We start from the raw sequence: 17,714 nt of genomic DNA on the forward strand, positions 1-17,714 counted from the left end.
TCACCGGTTATTTTGACTCTTACAGCAACTCTCTTAAACCAGCTCTGCCACCATTTCATAGGTAAAGCCTTGCAGAATGCGCACTCTTACCATCTGGCCTACCTCCAGCTCGGCGGCATTTTCGATAAAGATGTTGCCGTCGATATCAGGTGCCTCGTGATAGGAACGTCCTACCGCAAGAGCGGGGTTTTCTTCATCAAAGCCTTCGACGATAACGTCCAGCTCCTCATCCTCGCGCTCCTGATGGATTTCTTCGGAAATACCTGCCTGCAGCGCCATCAGCTCATGATAGCGGTTTTCCTTAACCTCAGGCTCAATCTGGTTTTCCATAGCGCCGGCCACAGTACCCTCCTCCTGGGAATACTGAAACACGCCTGCGTTTTCAAAGCGCTGCTTTTCAACAAAGTCCATCAGCTCCGCAAAATCCTCGTCGGTTTCACCGGGGAAGCCCACGATAAAGGTAGTGCGGATAGTAATTCCCGGAATACGCTCACGCAGCTTGGCCAGAAGCTCCTCTACCTGCGCGCGTGTATCGTAACGGTTCATGCTGTCAAGCAGTCTGTCGCTGGCATGCTGCAGAGGAATATCAATATACTTGCACACCTTGTCGCATTCGGCAAAGGCTGCAATCAAATCGTCCGTAAAGTTGTTGGGATACAGGTACATAACGCGAATCCACTTAATGCCCTCCAGCTCGTTGAGGTCACGCAGCAGCTGCGGCAAAAGCAGCTTGCCGGTGAGGTCCTCGCCGTAGCGGGTAGTGTCCTGCGCAACGACAATCAGCTCCTTGACGCCGTGAGCAGCAAGGCTTCTTGCCTCTGCCATAACCTCATCATAAGGGCGGCTGGTGTAGGGACCGCGCAGCTGCGGAATAATGCAGTAGGAGCAGCAGTTGTCGCAGCCCTCGGCAATTTTCAGATACGCCATGTAACCAGGCGTAGTCAGCATTCTGGGCGGAGCCTGCACATTTTTGCTTTCCAGCTTCTGCAGATGCTTTACGCGCTTGCCTGCCAGCACCTGGTCGATAACCCAACCGATATCGGTAAAGCTGTCGGTGCCGACGATAGCGTCTACCTCCGGCATGCTTTCGAAAAGCTCGTCTGCATAGCGCTGGCCGAGGCAGCCTGCCATAATCAGATACTTGCAGCTGCCCTCCTCCTTGTATTGCGCCATTTGTAAAATTGTGCTGATGGATTCCTCCTTCGCACTTTCGATAAAACCGCAGGTATTAACAATAATCAGTTCGGCATCTGCGGGATCATTGGTAATCTCCAGCTGCTTATCCTTGATAATACCCAGCATAACTTCAGAATCTACCAGATTTTTGGGACAGCCGAGGCTGACCATACCTATTTTCATTCTTTACCTCCAAAACCTGCTGCCCTCACCCAAGCTGTCGGGACAGCAAGCAAGAGCATAAATCACTATAATCTAATCACTAATCACTGATGACTGATGACTAACGACTAATCACTGTTCACTAATCACTGATGACTAATCACTATTTACTGAATCTAACCTTACTCAGCCACTTATTTGTCAGGCTGTCCTGCTTAACAGGCTCCAGATAGCTGCTGTTAAGCCAGATTTTATCAGCATCGGCGGCAGCCTCATCAAAGCCGCGCGGGAACAGGAAAAGATAGCCTGTAGCGTTTTCCTGTGCTATCGCCTGCACCTGCTCGCTTGTCAAAAGCCATTCCATAACCGCAAGGCCCTGCAAATCATCGGCAGTATTCTTAAAGAGGCCTACGCAGAAAAGATTTACCGGCGTGCCCTCCTTAGGATAGACAACATAAGCGGGAAATTTATTTTCCAGATATTTAAAAACGTAGCTTTGTCTGGTTATGGCCACATCCGCATCACCCACCGCCGCCATGCGCACAGGTGTAAAGGGGAACTTGGAATATTGCCCGATAAAGCGGTTGATATTGCCTAAATACTCCAGCGATTCATCCTCGCCGAAGCGGTCCGCCAAACCTGCCAGAAAGTTTTGCGTGCTGTTGCTGTCGGATAAATTTTCCAGAGCAATGCGCAGCTGCTCTTTTCCTGCCAGATCCTGCCAGCTGCAGATATTGGCCTGACCGACAGTACGGGCGTACTGCTGGTTGACCAGAAAAACTATCGGATCATAGAAAACGCCGTACCAGCTTAAATCCGCGTCACGGAACTTCTGCGGCAGTCTGTCGCCATCGGCAAAGGCCACAGGCTTCAGGCGTCCCTGACGCTTCAGGCCGACAAGCGTGCGCTGTTCGGCCAGCACAACGTCCGGCAGCTCATCGCCGGGCTTCAGCTCGTAAACAGCCTTCAGCTGCAGCTTATCCTTCTGCTCCTTGTTGAAGGCATCCACCAGATTTTCAGTAAATTTATTATCAAGCTCGGAATACAGGATAATGGTTTTTGCTCCTGCGTTCTGTACAGGAGCAGGCTGCTCACCGCAGCCTCCCGTCAGTATTCCGGCCAATATCAGCACTAAAAAGATACAACGGATCATCTCATCCCTCCGTTACTATCTGCGGCGCTTATCCTCACGCCTTTTTCCACCGGTACTGCCTGAAGCGGTACTGCACGTTGCCTTACGCGCTCCACTGCCGGCAGCACTGCGGGTTGCATTACGCTTCGGTCCGCGAGATGCATCACGCTTCGCGCCACGCGCTCCGCCGCGCTGCTCCTGCTCCGTATGCAGCAGGCATTTAGGCCCGTTGCCCACAAGGTCCATACGGCCTGCCTTCTGCAGCGCCTCCAGCACCAGCTTGCGGTTACGCGGAGCACGGTACTGCATCAGCGCACGCTGCATTGCTTTATCATGCGGATTGCGGGCCACAAATACGGTTTCACCGCTTTCCGGGTCGACGCCGGAATAATACATCGCCGTCGCCGCACTGCCGGGAGTAGGAATGAAGTCCTGCACCTGCTCCGGATTGTGCTTGATATCACGCAAAAACTCTGCCAGCTCAATGGCATTGTTCAGCGTGCAGCCCGGATGGCTGGAAATAAAATACGGCACCAGATATTGCGGCAGCCCGATTTCTTTATTTTTTTGCGCATAAAGGCGCATAAACTTCAGATAAACATCCTTACCGGGCTTGCCCATACGCGCCAGAACCTGCGGTACGATATGCTCGGGCGCCACCTTCAGCAGACCGCTGATGTGATAGCGGCACAGCTCATCGAGGAATTCCTGCTTTTTATCCGCCAGCATATAATCATAACGGATACCGCTGCGGATAAACACCTTCTTGACGCCCGGTAAAGCGCGCAGCTTGCGCAAAAGCGCTATATAATCGCTGTGGTCGGCATCAATATTGGGGCACGGCTTGGGGAACAGGCACTGTCTGTCCTTGCACACGCCGTATTTCAGCTGCTTGGCACAGGAAGGATGGCGGAAGTTGGCCGTAGGGCCGCCAACGTCATGGATATAGCCCTTAAAGCCGTCCAGCTGCGTCAGAATCTTAGCTTCGCGCAGAATAGATTCATGGCTGCGCGCCTGAATGACGCGTCCCTGATGCGCATGAATAGCGCAGAAGGAACAGCTGCCGAAGCAGCCTCTGCTGCTGACAAGGCTGAACTGAACCTCTTCGAGCGCTGCCACGCCTCCCTTGGCATCATAGCTCGGATGCCACTTACGCATATAGGGCAGATCATAGATAGCGTCCATCTCCTCCATCGTCAGCGGGAAGATGTTCGGATTCTGTACGATATATTTCTTCTGTCCCTTTTGGACTACGATTTTGCCATAAAACGGGTCCTGCTCCTTGCTCTGCAGCTTGAAGGCTCTGGCAAATTCCTTGCGGTCGTCTTTAATAGCCTTCCAGTCAGGAAGCTCCACATATTCGTCATCGGGCAGAGTGTCGGACATATACGCCGTACCGCGGATGTAATGCATATCCTCGGCAGAAGCACCGCCTGCCAGATAATCGGCAATTTCCATAATCTGCTTTTCACCCATGCCGTAAATCAAAAGGTCCGCGCCGCTGGCCTCCAGAATAGAGGGCATCAGCTTGTTTTCCCAGTAGTCGAAATGCACAAAACGGCGCAGGCTGGCTTCAATGCCGCCGATAATTACAGGCATATCAGGCCACAGCTGCTTGACGAGCCGCGCATAAACAGCCGTAGCATGGTCGGGACGCTGTCCCACCGCACCGCCTGCGGTATACTTGTCGACAGAACGCTCATTCTTGGCTGCCGTATAACGGCACAGCATGGAGTCAAGGTTGCCGCCGGAAATAAGCACGCCCAGTCGCGGCTTGCCCAGCTCTGCCAGATATTCTGCTTTATCCCAACGCGGCTGGCACAGCATAGCTACCTTGTAGCCCTGCGCCTCCAGCACACGGCAGATTACTGCCGGACCGAAGGAGGGATGGTCTACATAAGCATCGCCGCTAATAAACAGAAAGTCAATCTGCTCCCAGCCACGCTCGGCAATTTCTTGAGCGGAAATCGGTAAAAACTGTTTCATTAAAAACTCCTGAACAAATTATTATTTCTTCTTATCGGCCTTCGCTTCGCCGGCAGCCTGTGGCTGCTGCGGCTCAGCCTGCTTAACCTCAGCCTGCGGCTTCGGTTCTTCTGCCTTCGGCGCAGGTGCGGCTGCAGCAGGCTGCGGCGCTTCCTCTACTGCGGCAGCAGGTGCAGCCTTGGTTTCGGCTACGGGCTGCGGTGCAGCCTCCTCTGCCTTAGCTGCGGCTGCAGGCTGTGCGGGAGCGTTGCGCAGATAGGTCTTCACGGCCACGCCATGCTCGCCCTTCAGGTCAACAGCCTCGCCGTTCACCTTGATGCGTACAACGCCGATATTGCCATATTTGACAATCAGCTTATCCTTAGCCTCGAAATGCTTGCTTTCCTTAGCATGCAGAATGCCGGCAAAAAGCTCCTTGCCGTCGGCACTTGCCTCCAGCCAGCAGTCACCCTCGGCCTCCAGGTCAACAGTAACCTTATCCAGCACTGCGGGTGCTTTAGCTTCAGGCTTAACCTGCTCGGTCTGCTTAGCCTCTTCCTTAGGCATATTTTTAAAATAATCAATCGTAGCGGGAATAGCAAAATAGCCTGCTGTGAGCACCGCTACCGCTGCTAAGCCTGCCAGGCACTGCTTCATCGGCAGCTTCGACAAACCCGGCATTTCAAAACGGCCCGGTCCGCCGCCGAGCATTTCAAAGCGGCCTGTACCGCTGCCGATATCACGCTTATCCTTCAGCTGGATATTGAGACGGACCTTTTCCACCTCGCGGATACCCTGGCTGCGTACAGCCTCTGCCGCCATACCGGCAGCACTTGCTTTATATTCATTAACAAGCTCCGGACCGTTCAAGCCCAGATAATTACCGTAGTTGCGGATTATTCCCTTCAGGAAAACCTCGCCCGGAGTCTTGTCATATTCGTCATTTTCTACAGCCTGCAGATAACGGCTGCGGATACTGGTAGCCTTTTCGGCATCAGCAAGAGAGATACCCTTAGCCAGTCTTGCTTCTTTCAAAATTGCGCCGACAGTCTTTTCCTTATCATCCATTTCGCCTGCACCTCCGCTTATTCACGGCGCAGGAAGCGTTCCTCTGCTTCCTTACGCGACATTATAACCTCTCGTGGCTTGCTGCCTACAGATTGACCGACAATGCCCAGCTCCTCCATGGTATCTACCAGACGCGCCGCACGCGTATAGCCTATGCGGAAGCGTCGCTGCAGCATGGAGCTTGATGCCTGCCCCATGTCCAGCACAAGGCTCAGGGCATCCTCAAAAAGCTCATCCTCTGCAGGCGCATTGGAGCCTGCATCCTCGGCATTATGGCCTTTATTATCACATTCCAGCTCCTGCTCTGTTACTTCTTCGCTGTAATTTACAGGAATGGACTGCTTGATAATGAAATCTACTATTTTATTCAGCTCATCATCGCTGACGAAGGCACCCTGCACACGCACAGGCTTGTTGTAGCCCATGGGGTAAAAGAGCATATCGCCCTTGCCCAGCAGCTTTTCGGCACCGCCCATATCAATAATGGTGCGCGAATCTGTCTGCGAGGATACGGCGAAAGCAATACGTGAAGGAATATTCGCCTTGACGATGCCTGTAATAACATCTACGGACGGACGCTGGGTTGCCAGAATCAGATGGATACCGGCAGCGCGGGCCTTCTGTGCCAGACGCAGAATGGCATCCTCCACATCAACCTTGGCTACCATCATCAGGTCTGACAACTCGTCGATGATAATTACGATATAAGGCATCTTTTCTGCGGCCTGTGCGTTATAGGTTTTGATGTCACGCACACGGCTGTCGGCAAACGCCTTATAACGGCGCTCCATTTCCGCTACCGCCCAGTGCAGTGCGCTTGCTGCCTTTTTCGGCTCGGTGACAACAGGTGTCAGCAGATGCGGAATACCATTGTAATTAGACAGTTCTACGACCTTAGGGTCGACAAGAATCAGTTTAACCTCGTCCGGGGTAGCACGGTACAAAAGACCGGCGATAATCGTATTGATGCACACCGATTTACCGGAGCCTGTAGAGCCTGCTACCAGAAGGTGGGGCATTTTCGCAAGGTCGGCGGAAATAATATCACCGCTGATATCCTTGCCCAGACCGATGCACAGATGCTCCTTGGCATTGCGCACACTGCCTGCCTCCACAACCTCACGGAAGCACACGGGATCGTTCTTCGTATTCGGCGCTTCGATGCCGATGGCGGATTTGCCGGGAATCGGCGCCTCGATACGCACACCGGGAGCAGCCAGACGCAGGGCAATATCATCCGCAAGGTTCACCACCGAGCTTACCTTCACGCCTGCCGCAGGCTCCAGCTCAAAGCGGGTAACCGACGGTCCGCGCGTTACGGCAACAACTCTGGCGCGCACCTTGAAGTCTGCCAAAGTCTGCTCCAGCACCGCACATTGGTCCATGATGTCCTTCTGATAGGTGGACGGGTCGCTGGCCTTCGGCGTATCGAGAAGCTCCAGCGGGGGCAGCTGATAGCTGCTCGCGGCCTGCACTTCAGGCTCATATGCTGCTGCAGTCTGCGGAGCAGGCGCCGCTGCGGCAATTTTATCTGCGCTGTCAAAAATCGTTACGGCTGGCTTCTCCGGTTCGGGCTCAGGCTGAGGCTCTGCCTTGGCAGGCGCTGCAAACGCTGCCTCCTGCTCCTCGCGATAGGTATTGCGGATTACGGAAGCGGGACGCTCCGGCTCCGGCTCAGGTTCAGCAGCCGGCGGCTCCGCATCATCCAAAAAGCGGCTGTCCGGCTCGTAATCATCGTCATAATTGATAATCGGTCTTACAATGACCTCGGGTTTGGCCTGCTCCCATTCGGGCAGCTGCACCGGGTCACGCTCTATTTCCTCTTTTAAAGGTGATTTTTCGTAAACACTCTTGTTTTTGGTAAAGCCTAAAATGCTTCTGAAAGCACTTTTCTTCTGCACGCCCTCGTTGAAGGCATCAAATTCGGGACTGGTATAGTTGCTGATAACGTTATCCGCGGGAGCGGCATGCTGTTGAGGCGCGGCACTCTTGCGCTTGAACACAGTTCTTACCGCAGGCTCCGGATGCACACGCTCCTCCCTTATCTTATCACCTGGGCGCACCAGCGTAATCTCGTCGGAGGTCAGATAATCCTGCCACAGCTCCCACCATTTGCGCAGCGGCAGCACCAGGCCAAGCAGCCACAGCCAGCCTAAGGCAAGAATAATATAAACCGTTACATCACCGGCAAAGGAACGCAGCAGCTTCAGCAAAAGGCCGCCTATAAGACCGCCGCCATCCGCTATCAGCGAAGGCTCCAGCTCAGAGCCAACAGGCACAAAAACATGATGAGCTGTGCCTGTAAGGCACAGCGTCACCAAAGTAAAAATTAATGTTCTCTTGTTAAAAACACCAAATTGTCCTCTAAGCAGCTGCCAGGACGCAGCAAAGAAAGCCAAAGGCAGCAAAAAGATACCCTTACCCAGCAGATACAGCTCCACCAGATAAGCAGAATGCATCACATCGTCCTCAGCCGTCATAAGAAGAGCGGCTGCAAACAGCAGACCCATAAGCAGGCAGACAACGCCGACAGGGCGCGAGTAGCTTCTATTCTGTTGCTTCCTTCTTCTTTCCTTGCGCAAGATAAGACAACTCCTAAAATCGCAGTTGCCGGCAGTCATCCTTTATCAGCTGACTGCTGACAACCGCTCACCAAAAACTAATCACTAATCACTAATAACTATTCACTAATCACTAGTCACTGAAAACTATCAGATTTCCATGATAATCGGCAGAATCATCGGACGGCGGCGTGTTCTTTCGAACAGGAAGCGTCCCAGAGAATCACGGACCGTGGACTTGATTGCCGACCATTCGGAAACATTGTTTTCCTCGCAGCGGTCCAGCGCAGCCTGCACCTTGTCGCGTGCTTCATCCATCAGGTCCTCGGCCTCGCGCACATAAACAAAGCCGCGGGAAACGATATCCGGACCGGAAACCACATGGCAGGATTCCTTGTCGATGGTTACGACAACAATCATGATACCGTCCTGAGAAAGCTGACGGCGGTCGCGCAGTACGATGTTGCCTACGTCACCGACACCCAAGCCGTCAACCAGCACCTTGCCTGCAGGCACCTTGCCGTTAATGGTAATGCTGCTCTTGGTCAGCTCGATAACGCTGCCGTTTTCACCGATAACAATATGGTCTGCCGGCATGCCAAGGGATTTAGCCAAGTTAGCATGCTTAACGAGATGACGGTATTCACCATGCACAGGCATGAAGAAACGCGGACGCACCAGATTGTGCATCATCTTGATTTCCTCCTGGCTGGCGTGGCCGGAAACGTGGACGCCGTTGCTCTTTTCATAAATAACGTCCGCACCCAGCTTGTACAGATGGTCGATAGTACGGGAAACGAGCTTTTCGTTGCCCGGAATCGGTGTAGCAGAAATAATTACTGTATCACCGGGCATAATATCAACCTTTTTATGGTCATTCATAGCCATACGGGTGAGCGCGCTCATAGGCTCGCCCTGACTGCCGGTGGTGATAATAACAACCTTTTCCGGCGTATAGTTATGAGTTTCGTCAATATCAATCAAAACGCCCTCGGGAACCTTTAAGTAACCCAGCTCCTTGGCGATATTAACAACATTCACCATGCTGCGGCCGATAACTGCTACCTTACGGTCGTACTTCACAGCAGTATCAATAACCTGCTGGATACGATGTACGTTAGAGGAGAAGGTTGCAACGATAATACGATGCTTGGCATAGCGGAACTCCTCGTCAAAGGTCTGGCCAACCATTTTTTCGCTGGGAGTGAAGCCAGGGCGCTCGGCGTTGGTGCTGTCTGCCAGCAGGCACAGTACACCGCGGTCGCCGTATTCAGCAAATTTATTGAATTCCATAACCTGTCCGTCAACAGGAGTGTGGTCAATTTTGAAGTCACCGGTGTGGATAATAACACCGATAGGAGTAGTAATCGCGATAGCAACAGCGTCGGGAATGCTGTGGTTTACGCGGATGAAATCGAGCTTAAAGGCACCGGCATTAATCTTGTCACCGGGTTTTACTACGTGCAGGTTTTCGTTGCCTACACCGTTTTCCTTCAAGCGGCCTTGTAAAATCCCCAGAGTAAGTGCGGTACCATAAACGGGACAATCAATTTGTTTCATAACATAGGGCAGCGCACCGATATGGTCCTCGTGACCATGTGTCAGAAAGATACCCTTAATTTTATCTTTATTCTCAACCAAATATGTAATATCGGGAATAACCAAGTCAATGCCGAGCATATCGTCTTCAGGGAACATCAGGCCTGCATCAATCAGGATCATGTCGTCCCCGTAACGGAATACCGTCATATTTTTACCAATTTCGCCCAAACCACCCAACGGGATAATCTGGACCTTATGTTGAAATTTACCCAAAAAAAATACACCTCCATTTTTTATTTTACATTCTTCCGTACAAATGTAGAAATTGAATTTGATACTGTGTCCGCACACATACTCTCTACTTTATTATACACTAAATATGGGCTATTGACAAATAGTGATACATATTTTTTGTGAAAAGTTTGTTGCCAAACGGATGATTTTTTAGCAGAGGAATAGCGCATACTGCCCAAAGGATGCTATTCTCTCGATGATATCGCTCAGCTTACAAATCTATCTCTCGCTGATGTGGAGAAACTGAAGAAAGAGCAAGCCTGATACGCACACACAACATTAAAGCAAAAGGCGTTCTACCGCAGTTGGGTAGAACGCCTTTAGTGTTGTTATGCTCTTATGCTGTCAGCTTGGACGCTAGCTCACGCACCTCTGCTTCCGAAAGTTTGGAAAGACGGACTGTTCTTTCGATCGTTTCGCCCTCGCTCAAAAGGTCTTTAGCTAATTCAATGTTACGTGCCTGAGCAGTCTTTTGCACTGCCTCTTTAGCTCTTTTCGCTGCATAAAGCTCAATAATATCAGTCATAGTCTTTTCTCCTTCCTTTGTCTTCTTGAAAAAGCTGACTCTGTCTGCCAGCTCTTTATAATGCATTTTATCGGGATTGGCACAGTTGAAATCCTGCATCAGACGGCCGAGTGGTGTATCGCCCCTGCAGGACGCATTTACATAGACTATTTTTGAGCCATCGGCAAAGGCTGTGCCATCCTCCTTAATCATTCGTTCTACATTATATATGGGATGATTACGGTGCAAAACATCATGCTCCGTAATAAAAATTACATATACATCGTTCAGCTTATCGTATTTCTCTCCTGCATCCAAAAAGTGCACGTCTAAAACGCTACTATAATAACGCGCTCTTTTAACCGGTGCGCCTTCATCATCTCGCTGGATTTCGACATTGAAGCGTCTGCCGTTTTCGTCTGTTGCCAATATATCCAGCTGTGCCGAATGACCATAGAGATTTTGGATAAACTGTTGCGTATTTACTGTCTTCACTTTAATTTTATCATTGTTCAAGATAATACGCAACAAAAGCTGCGTGCTTTTCACATCGCTGGCGAACACTTTATTCATAAAGCAATTATTCATTAAGGTTATGTCTGCGATGATTTTTTGTGGCTCGCTAAGATTAGTTTTTTCCATTCCATCAACTCCCTTCAAAAAAACGCCTTATGTACTACTCAATAATACATAAGGCGTTCGTGACGCTGCAGTGACCATGCTCCAGGCAGGTGTGCAAAATCTTATGGGTTTATATTATCAGATAATTGTGATAATGTCAAGAATAGCATGAAAATTCTTTAATTGTGTTTGAAAAGTAAAGGCGTTCTACCGCAGTTGGGTAGAACGCCTTTAGTGTTTTATGTTCTCCGTGCGCGCCACTTCTTTTTCTTGCGTCAGTTGCGTGTTCGCCGTACAGCACCACTTCTTCTTGCGTCAGCTTTACTTTCTCTTTACAGCACTTCTTCGCGCGTCAATGCAGCGCTGCACCTCTGCCACACAGCCGGCAAGGTGCTTTTTTATTTCCGTTTCCCAGAAGCGCAGCACAATCCAGCCGTTGTCGCGCAGTTCGATGGTGTTTTCGAGGTCACGCTCCACATTACGCTTGATTTTTTCGTGCCAATATTTTACGTTGGTCGCAACGTCATAGCGTTCCAAACTCTTTCCGTGCCAGAATTCGCCGTCACAGAATACTGCGATTTTGTATTTGGTAATGACGATATCCGGATGGCAGCTGCACACCTTATAATTCTTGCGGTAGCGGATGCCTTCGTGCCACAGTGCCTTGCGCAGAAGGATTTCTATTTTGGTATCCCTGCTGCGAATGGCCTGCATGTTTTTATGGCGTTGTTCCTTGGTCAGCTTGTCCATGATCGCTGCAATGCTCCTCGATGATTTCTGCCAGTTGCCGAATATCGGTTTCCGAACGCTTTTCGGCAATCTGCATCAGGTGCTTAACGTCTAGCAGAACACCCTGAATATGCTCGTACTCCTTGCCTCTGCCCTCGCCGGCCTCCTTCCACAGCGCCACAGCCTCGCCTGCATAATGCAGCGTGCCTGCGTTTTCTTCCGCCCAATGGTTTTTGTCAAACGGCATAAGAAATGCGTTGTAGATAACGCTGTCCGGATTTTTGAGGTCCGCCTGCGCATCAATATATTCACCGTAGGTTATCTGCTTGTTGATTGAAGCTGATTCCGGCAAATCGAAAGGGTTCTTCGTCGCACCGTATTTATAATACTTCGCGTCAAGCACATAGATATTATTGTTGTACAGCATAATAGTATCAGGCTCCAGCTTGGAGTTATCGTACTCCTTACCGCTGCGCGCCAGCTTCCACTTCGTTTTCGGGAAATAGCGCTGCTTGTCGCTGATGCCGAAGGCCGCGTCAATCATCTTTTCCCAGACGTATTCGAACCTGTTCGTGCCAAAGGTAAAGCTCGTTTCCCTCATGCCCTCGTCAGGCTCGTTGTTGATGATTTTCAGCATATTGGCAAAAAGCATCTTATTCGCATCGTTAAAGGTACGGCACAGCTTTTCCTGCAGCGCAGCGCTGAACCATTGGCGGTGGAACGGAATTTGCGGCTTGGGCGGTTTGTAATCCGTGAACAGCCAGCCGAAGCGGATAAAGCTGATATAGACGCAATACTGATGAATCAGGGTTATCAGGTCATTTTCGTTGATAACGTTCTTCTTCGTGATGAAGTCCAGATAATAGATATCCGCTTCCTGAATAACAGGCTTCTTCTGCTTAATTGTGCGGTTCCAGTGGATTTTACCGCGCTTGGATGAAGCATATTCCACAATGCCTTCCTTGTAGTAGCCTCGGGTGACAAAGTCCATAATGATGTAGATATAGGCATACATCGGCGTTTCCGTCGCTGCGTCCTTTTCGCGCTTAAAGCCGCTTTTGCTTTCCGTATGGCTGCTGTACAGCGCCAGTGTATGGAACAGCAGCAGCAAATCCTCGCGCAGCAGCTTGTCATCATCCTCGGACGCTATGGCGTACCCCAGCGGAAAGGAAACCGTGTAATCCTTGCCGTCAAATTCCAGGCCGACAAAGGTATCGGTTTTTCTGTTGGTGTTTATATGGCATCTGTCCTTGAGCAAGGTGCTCACTCCTCGCCTGCCTGTTTTTGAGCCGGATTATCTTCTGCAGCGCTCTCCGCTGCTTCTTCCTCGGATGTCTTTTCTTCCGCAGTTTGAGCCTGCTCTGCTGCCATTTCGGTCATCTTCTTCTGCATCTCGTTGTAAACCTCGGGCACCAGTACCATTTTCAGCGGGTCACCCTTGGCATCCTCGTAGGCTTCGATTACAGCGGAAAGACCTTGGCTGCAGTCATTGAAAAGTTCCTTTCTGCCCAGTTTGAAAGCATCGTCCCACAGGTATTTGAGCACCTTTTCCGCAAAGCGCTCTGCATCGTCCAGATCATTGTCCGTGGCGAAGTACACGCCAAGGCTTTTATCTTCTGTACCACCAAAGCCAAGGTTGGCCGTGTGCATTTTCTTGTTGATGGTTTGGGCGAATACGCCCCAGCTGATTTCGCTGTTGGGGAGATGTTTGGCTACATGGTTTATGGTTTTTTCATCCAGGGATTCGCCTGTAAACCTGTTGGGGATGTGCTTCATCTGCCAACGGCGTTGGAAGGCGGTGTCCATGGTGAAGACGTTTTGGTCGGAGGTGTTCATGGTGGCGACGATGGTGAGGTTGGGGGGAAGTTTTATGGGACAAAGTTTGTCTTTATGCACTTCATTAGCAATATCGCTGTTATATATAGCATATTTACTACTGCCATCGTCATTTCTGTCAAGTAATTGGAAGATTTCACCGAAGATTGCCGGTGCGTTACCACGATTCAATTCCTCGATAATAAGCAAACATTTTTCTTTATGATTTGCATAAGCAACATCTAAAATGCGTGTAAACGGACCGGGAACAAACTTATATTGGAGTTTTTCTTCTTTTTCTCCCTGTGCGTTTGGTACTTCTTTGAGAACTGGCATCAGTTGGCCAACAAAGTCGGAATAAGTGTAATCCGGATGAAAAACAACACGCACTTTACACTGATTGTTAGTTACTTGGTTTTCGTACCTTTGCTCTACCGAATAGCTTTTGCCACAACCGGGAACGCCGTAGAACAGAACATTTTCCGCAAAGATTGTAAAATCATCCGCCATTTGTGTTTTAATCAGATTAGAGTTTAAATTTCTGCATAAAGCTGCTTCATCCGTTTCGCCATGATTAACCATTACAGAAAGTAATTTTTCGGTAGGTCCGTAAACCTTATTCATAAAGGTTGTTGAGAAAATCTTCTCTAAACTATCTTTAATTTCCGGGAATCTGTCCAAAGCGCATCTTGTAACGGCAACAGCTTCATTATAGGTTATTGAACCGACAGCTTGTGTCGGATCTCTTTTAAGTTCCGGACCAATGAAGGTAACATTCCATGCACTCTTATAATCAAGAAAATCATTTCTCGTCATAGCTTCCGGCAAAACTACATCCAGTTTTAAATCAATCTTAAAATATTTTGCTTCGCTTCTGTAACCATGTCCGTAGGGCGCTTTAACTACATGAGCAATAGCCCTAAAACCCGGTTCCCAATCGACTTCGGAATTTCCCCTATCGCCACCAAGCGTCAAAAAGACTGTGTTATTCAAAGTAAGTTTATCTGCTAAGGTGTAGATATCTCTTATAGTTATTACAGGTTCACGGCTAAGCACTGCATGTGCGACATCAGGTTGAATACATTTCAAAGAAACAAGATTATCATAGTTCTTATTGCAGTTACGCTCATACATAGCAATAATTTTATCAACAGCCTTTTCCAGCACATCGACATCATAGTCTTTGTACTTTTCATAGACAGCTTTATGAGCAATACCTATGCCATCTACACTTTCGCGTTCCCAACCTTTTCTTCCGTTGGAATCGAAAAAATAGTCATAAGCATCTCTGTAATTTCTATATGTGTAAAATGTTTTCCCAAAGAAAGATTCTAAAACAGCAAAATCATCTTTCATCTTTTTGCTTCTTGGGTCAGAACTAGGTAATTTCGCATAATACATGCAAACTAAGGCTTGATGTTCTTCTGCGCTGAGGTTTTCAATTAAAATGTCATCCATCATATTCACCATTTCCTAAAAGACTATTTATCTAAATCTGTGCTTTGATTAGCCTCTACAAAAGGATAGTCAATATTTGCAAACGTTTTGAGAATTGCTTCAAAAATAATTTGCGCACCACGGCAAGGAACTGCCATGCCGATTTGTCTGCGTACAGATTCTTTCGGACCTTGGAACTCATAATTGTCAGGGAAAGTTTGCAGTCTTGCACGTTCTCTGTTGGTAAGCGCTCTGTTCTCCGAATAGTGATAGATATGAGTACCGCCACCGCCTGAGCCTGTAACAGTATAAGCAGGTTTTGACGGATCTAAGCGCTTGTAAATTTGGCTGATTTTAGCACCTTTTACTTTTAATTTAAGTTCTTCCGGCAAATCTGCTGTAAAAGCATTTTCTCCCGGTTTGATATAGCTTAATCTTTCAACAACTTTGGCTGATTGTTTTGTAAGCTCGTTATTGCAAGCATCTTTCGGAATAGGCGGACATTCCAAGGCAGTTTTGCAAGTGTTATCAATATTTTCGTAGGGTTTCGGAGAAGGAACTTTGAACTCATAAGGCAAATCTTCTCGGATGCCTACGATAATCATTCTATGTCTTGCTTGCGGTACGCCGTAATCTTCAAATTTGTACAAATGCGGATAAATCTTATATCCCGCATCTTTCATATCTTGAAGAATCTTTTTGAATGCCTTGCCTTCATTGGCGCTTCTTAAACCACCAACATTTTCGGCAAGAAACCACTGAGGCTGATGAATCTTTAAGATTTTGATACCGTATGTATAGAGCGGTCCGAAGGTACCGTCAAAACCTTTTTGTTCGCCAACAACAGAAAAGTCATTGCAGGGGAAACCGAAAGCGAGTGCATCAATCGGAGTTGTTGCATCTAAATCAAGTTTTCTTACATCCCCACACATAACGCTGTCAGGCGCATCGGGACAAATATTGTGAATGTAAGTATCACAGGTAGACCTATCATAATCGTTTGCCCACGCATGGACAATTTTAAAATCATCATTTCCGATATCGGCGTGTGTTGCGCCATATGCAAGTCCTCCCGGACCGCAGAACAATTCACCTAAGCGAAAAATCATAAATTTATACGCATAATGCTGCAAGCAACACTATGCTACCTCCCTTGCTAGTAGCAAAGAATTCTCAAGCAAGGAATCTGTTTTAAAGCAAAACAAAAACCCCCAAGGCTGAGAAAATTTGCATCAAATTTCCCCAGCCCCGGAGGTTGGAAGGTTCTTGGAACTACCACCCGAATTTTGTCCCCGGGGGGGAGTTACATGTCTATTATACAATTTTTGTCAAAAAAAAGAAACAAATTTTTTGTTATAAAGCAAAATTCACACGTTCTACGTATGCATCACCCTTTCATTTACGCCTAATAAAATTCATTTTATTATTTTTTATTATCCCTCAACACTTTATCCGCAACCCTCTTGCGCACATGAGGAAACTCCTCTCCCATCAGCTCCATATTCTTCTCCACAATCCTCCAAAAATCCGGCATCTCCTCACCAAGCGCCATCACCAGCTGCCTCAGCACATACACATTCACGTTCACCTGCCCCCTTTCAATTCTGCGCAGCGAACGCTCCGACACTCCCGACAGCAATGCCAGCTCTTTCTGATTAATATTCTTGTCAAGCTGCAGAGATTTAATACACTCACCAATCACGTTGGCCAATAAAATACGTTCATTGTCTTTATCCATGTAATCGCCTCCATATGGGAATAGCGTATTACATAAATTTATTTTGACGGCTAAAACGGACACATCTGTCCTCTTTTACAATTTTTTTAATTTTCTGTGATACAATAATCCCATCAAGACTTGATGCAGTACAGCACAGAATTCTGCCATACGCGGCATTGCGACCGCCTCAGAAAGGAACTGGACAACATAACAACAAAAAACTGCCCTGAACAGGAAAATACCGAACAGGTAATCTGCTGCGTGCCGGAAGGCACCGAACCGCAAGACTGCACGGAGGAAAAAACAACCTTCACTCTCACAGAATTTAAAGAGTTGGTGCACAGCGCCCAAAAGGGTGACCGCGAGGCCATCAATGTATTATGCACAGCCTTTAAGCCCTTAATCTACAAGGAGGCTTATCGCTACGAAGTGCGTGAAGCCTTAGGCGAGGATGCCGTCAATACTGCCTGGTTAATCTTTTTAGAGCAAATCAAGAAGTATGACGGACGCGACTTCGGGCATCTGACGGGACTATTGCAGTACCATGTCCATTACGGACTGCTGCACAAGTTTACGCGCGGGAAATCTGTCAAGGATTGCTATTATCTGGACGCAGAGGAAGAAGGCGAAGAAACACAGATTGCTGACAAGAAGAATGATATTGACGAGCTGATCCATAATCAGCTATTGTCTGATACGATGCGCAATCTCACTAAAGAGCAATTTACTGCTGTCAATGAGCTTGTTCTGCAGGATGTTGACTACAAAATATTTTGCAATAAGCATAAGTGTAGCGTAAAAACTGCTTACAAGCATCGTGCTAACGGTCTGAAAAAATTAAAAACAATAATTGCTTAATCCTCTAAGCGTTCTGCCCTACTATGGGCGGGACGCTTTTTGTTTACGCTCTACTTCTACCGTACTTTACGTCTATCCTTTAGGTAGTACTCTAAAGAACAAGGATACTACTAGCTACGCTAGTAGTTT

The 17,714-nt window shown here is 48.5% G+C and carries 13 protein-coding genes; 1 reads left to right on the forward strand and 12 read right to left on the reverse strand.

Annotated features, from left to right (window positions below):
* Positions 1 to 33 precede the first annotated feature (33 nt).
* The 12 genes from rimO to BN587_RS10850 form a co-directional block, all read right to left on the reverse strand.
* Entirely contained in the window at positions 34 to 1,359 is a 1,326-nt protein-coding gene (rimO, locus tag BN587_RS10795; protein WP_021721151.1) for a 30S ribosomal protein S12 methylthiotransferase RimO, read from the reverse strand.
* 142 nt (positions 1,360 to 1,501) lie between these two features.
* Positions 1,502 to 2,491 carry an ABC transporter substrate-binding protein gene (locus tag BN587_RS10800; protein ID WP_021721152.1) on the reverse strand — a complete coding sequence of 330 codons (990 nt, stop codon included), beginning with the start codon at positions 2,489 to 2,491 and terminating at the stop codon, positions 1,502 to 1,504.
* A 15-nt stretch (positions 2,492 to 2,506) separates the two neighbouring features.
* Positions 2,507 to 4,456 (reverse strand): YgiQ family radical SAM protein, encoded by a 1,950-nt coding sequence (locus tag BN587_RS10805; protein WP_021721153.1) that lies wholly within the window; start codon positions 4,454 to 4,456, stop codon positions 2,507 to 2,509.
* A 21-nt stretch (positions 4,457 to 4,477) separates the two neighbouring features.
* Entirely contained in the window at positions 4,478 to 5,503 is a 1,026-nt protein-coding gene (locus tag BN587_RS10810; RefSeq protein ID WP_021721154.1) for a helix-turn-helix domain-containing protein, read from the reverse strand.
* Positions 5,504 to 5,520: 17 nt separating this feature from the next.
* The gene (locus tag BN587_RS11585) at positions 5,521 to 8,085 is read right to left on the reverse strand and encodes an FtsK/SpoIIIE family DNA translocase (RefSeq protein WP_021721155.1); all 2,565 of its coding nucleotides are present in this window, start codon (positions 8,083 to 8,085) and stop codon (positions 5,521 to 5,523) included.
* A 129-nt stretch (positions 8,086 to 8,214) separates the two neighbouring features.
* Positions 8,215 to 9,879: a ribonuclease J gene (locus tag BN587_RS10820; RefSeq protein ID WP_021721156.1), complete on the reverse strand. Its 1,665-nt coding sequence runs from the start codon at positions 9,877 to 9,879 to the stop codon at positions 8,215 to 8,217.
* Positions 9,880 to 10,237: 358 nt separating this feature from the next.
* Positions 10,238 to 11,047 (reverse strand): Rpn family recombination-promoting nuclease/putative transposase, encoded by an 810-nt coding sequence (locus BN587_RS10825; RefSeq protein WP_021721157.1) that lies wholly within the window; start codon positions 11,045 to 11,047, stop codon positions 10,238 to 10,240.
* A 300-nt stretch (positions 11,048 to 11,347) separates the two neighbouring features.
* A complete protein-coding gene (locus BN587_RS10830; protein WP_021721158.1) occupies positions 11,348 to 11,776 on the reverse strand; it encodes a very short patch repair endonuclease in 429 nt (142 codons plus the stop codon).
* Positions 11,745 to 13,013 (reverse strand): LlaJI family restriction endonuclease, encoded by a 1,269-nt coding sequence (locus tag BN587_RS10835; protein WP_021721159.1) that lies wholly within the window; start codon positions 13,011 to 13,013, stop codon positions 11,745 to 11,747. The genes BN587_RS10830 and BN587_RS10835 overlap by 32 nt, the downstream gene beginning before the upstream one ends.
* Positions 13,014 to 13,018: 5 nt before the next feature.
* A complete protein-coding gene (locus BN587_RS11590) occupies positions 13,019 to 15,031 on the reverse strand; it encodes an AAA family ATPase (protein WP_021721160.1) in 2,013 nt (670 codons plus the stop codon).
* Between the two features lie 20 nt (positions 15,032 to 15,051).
* Positions 15,052 to 16,116, reverse strand: coding sequence for a DNA cytosine methyltransferase (locus BN587_RS10845; RefSeq protein WP_044484942.1), 1,065 nt, complete (start codon positions 16,114 to 16,116; stop codon positions 15,052 to 15,054).
* A 314-nt stretch (positions 16,117 to 16,430) separates the two neighbouring features.
* A complete protein-coding gene (locus tag BN587_RS10850; RefSeq protein WP_021721162.1) occupies positions 16,431 to 16,745 on the reverse strand; it encodes a helix-turn-helix domain-containing protein in 315 nt (104 codons plus the stop codon).
* A 123-nt stretch (positions 16,746 to 16,868) separates the two neighbouring features.
* Here BN587_RS10850 and BN587_RS10855 point away from each other — a divergent pair, with 123 nt between their 5' ends.
* Positions 16,869 to 17,585: an RNA polymerase sigma factor gene (locus tag BN587_RS10855; RefSeq protein WP_021721163.1), complete on the forward strand. Its 717-nt coding sequence runs from the start codon at positions 16,869 to 16,871 to the stop codon at positions 17,583 to 17,585.
* The last annotated feature ends 129 nt before the right edge of the window (positions 17,586 to 17,714 follow it).

Origin of the sequence: Phascolarctobacterium succinatutens CAG:287 (assembly GCF_000434895.1) — a bacterium.
In the GTDB taxonomy this organism is placed as follows: Bacteria; Bacillota; Negativicutes; order Acidaminococcales; family Acidaminococcaceae; genus Phascolarctobacterium_A; species Phascolarctobacterium_A succinatutens_A.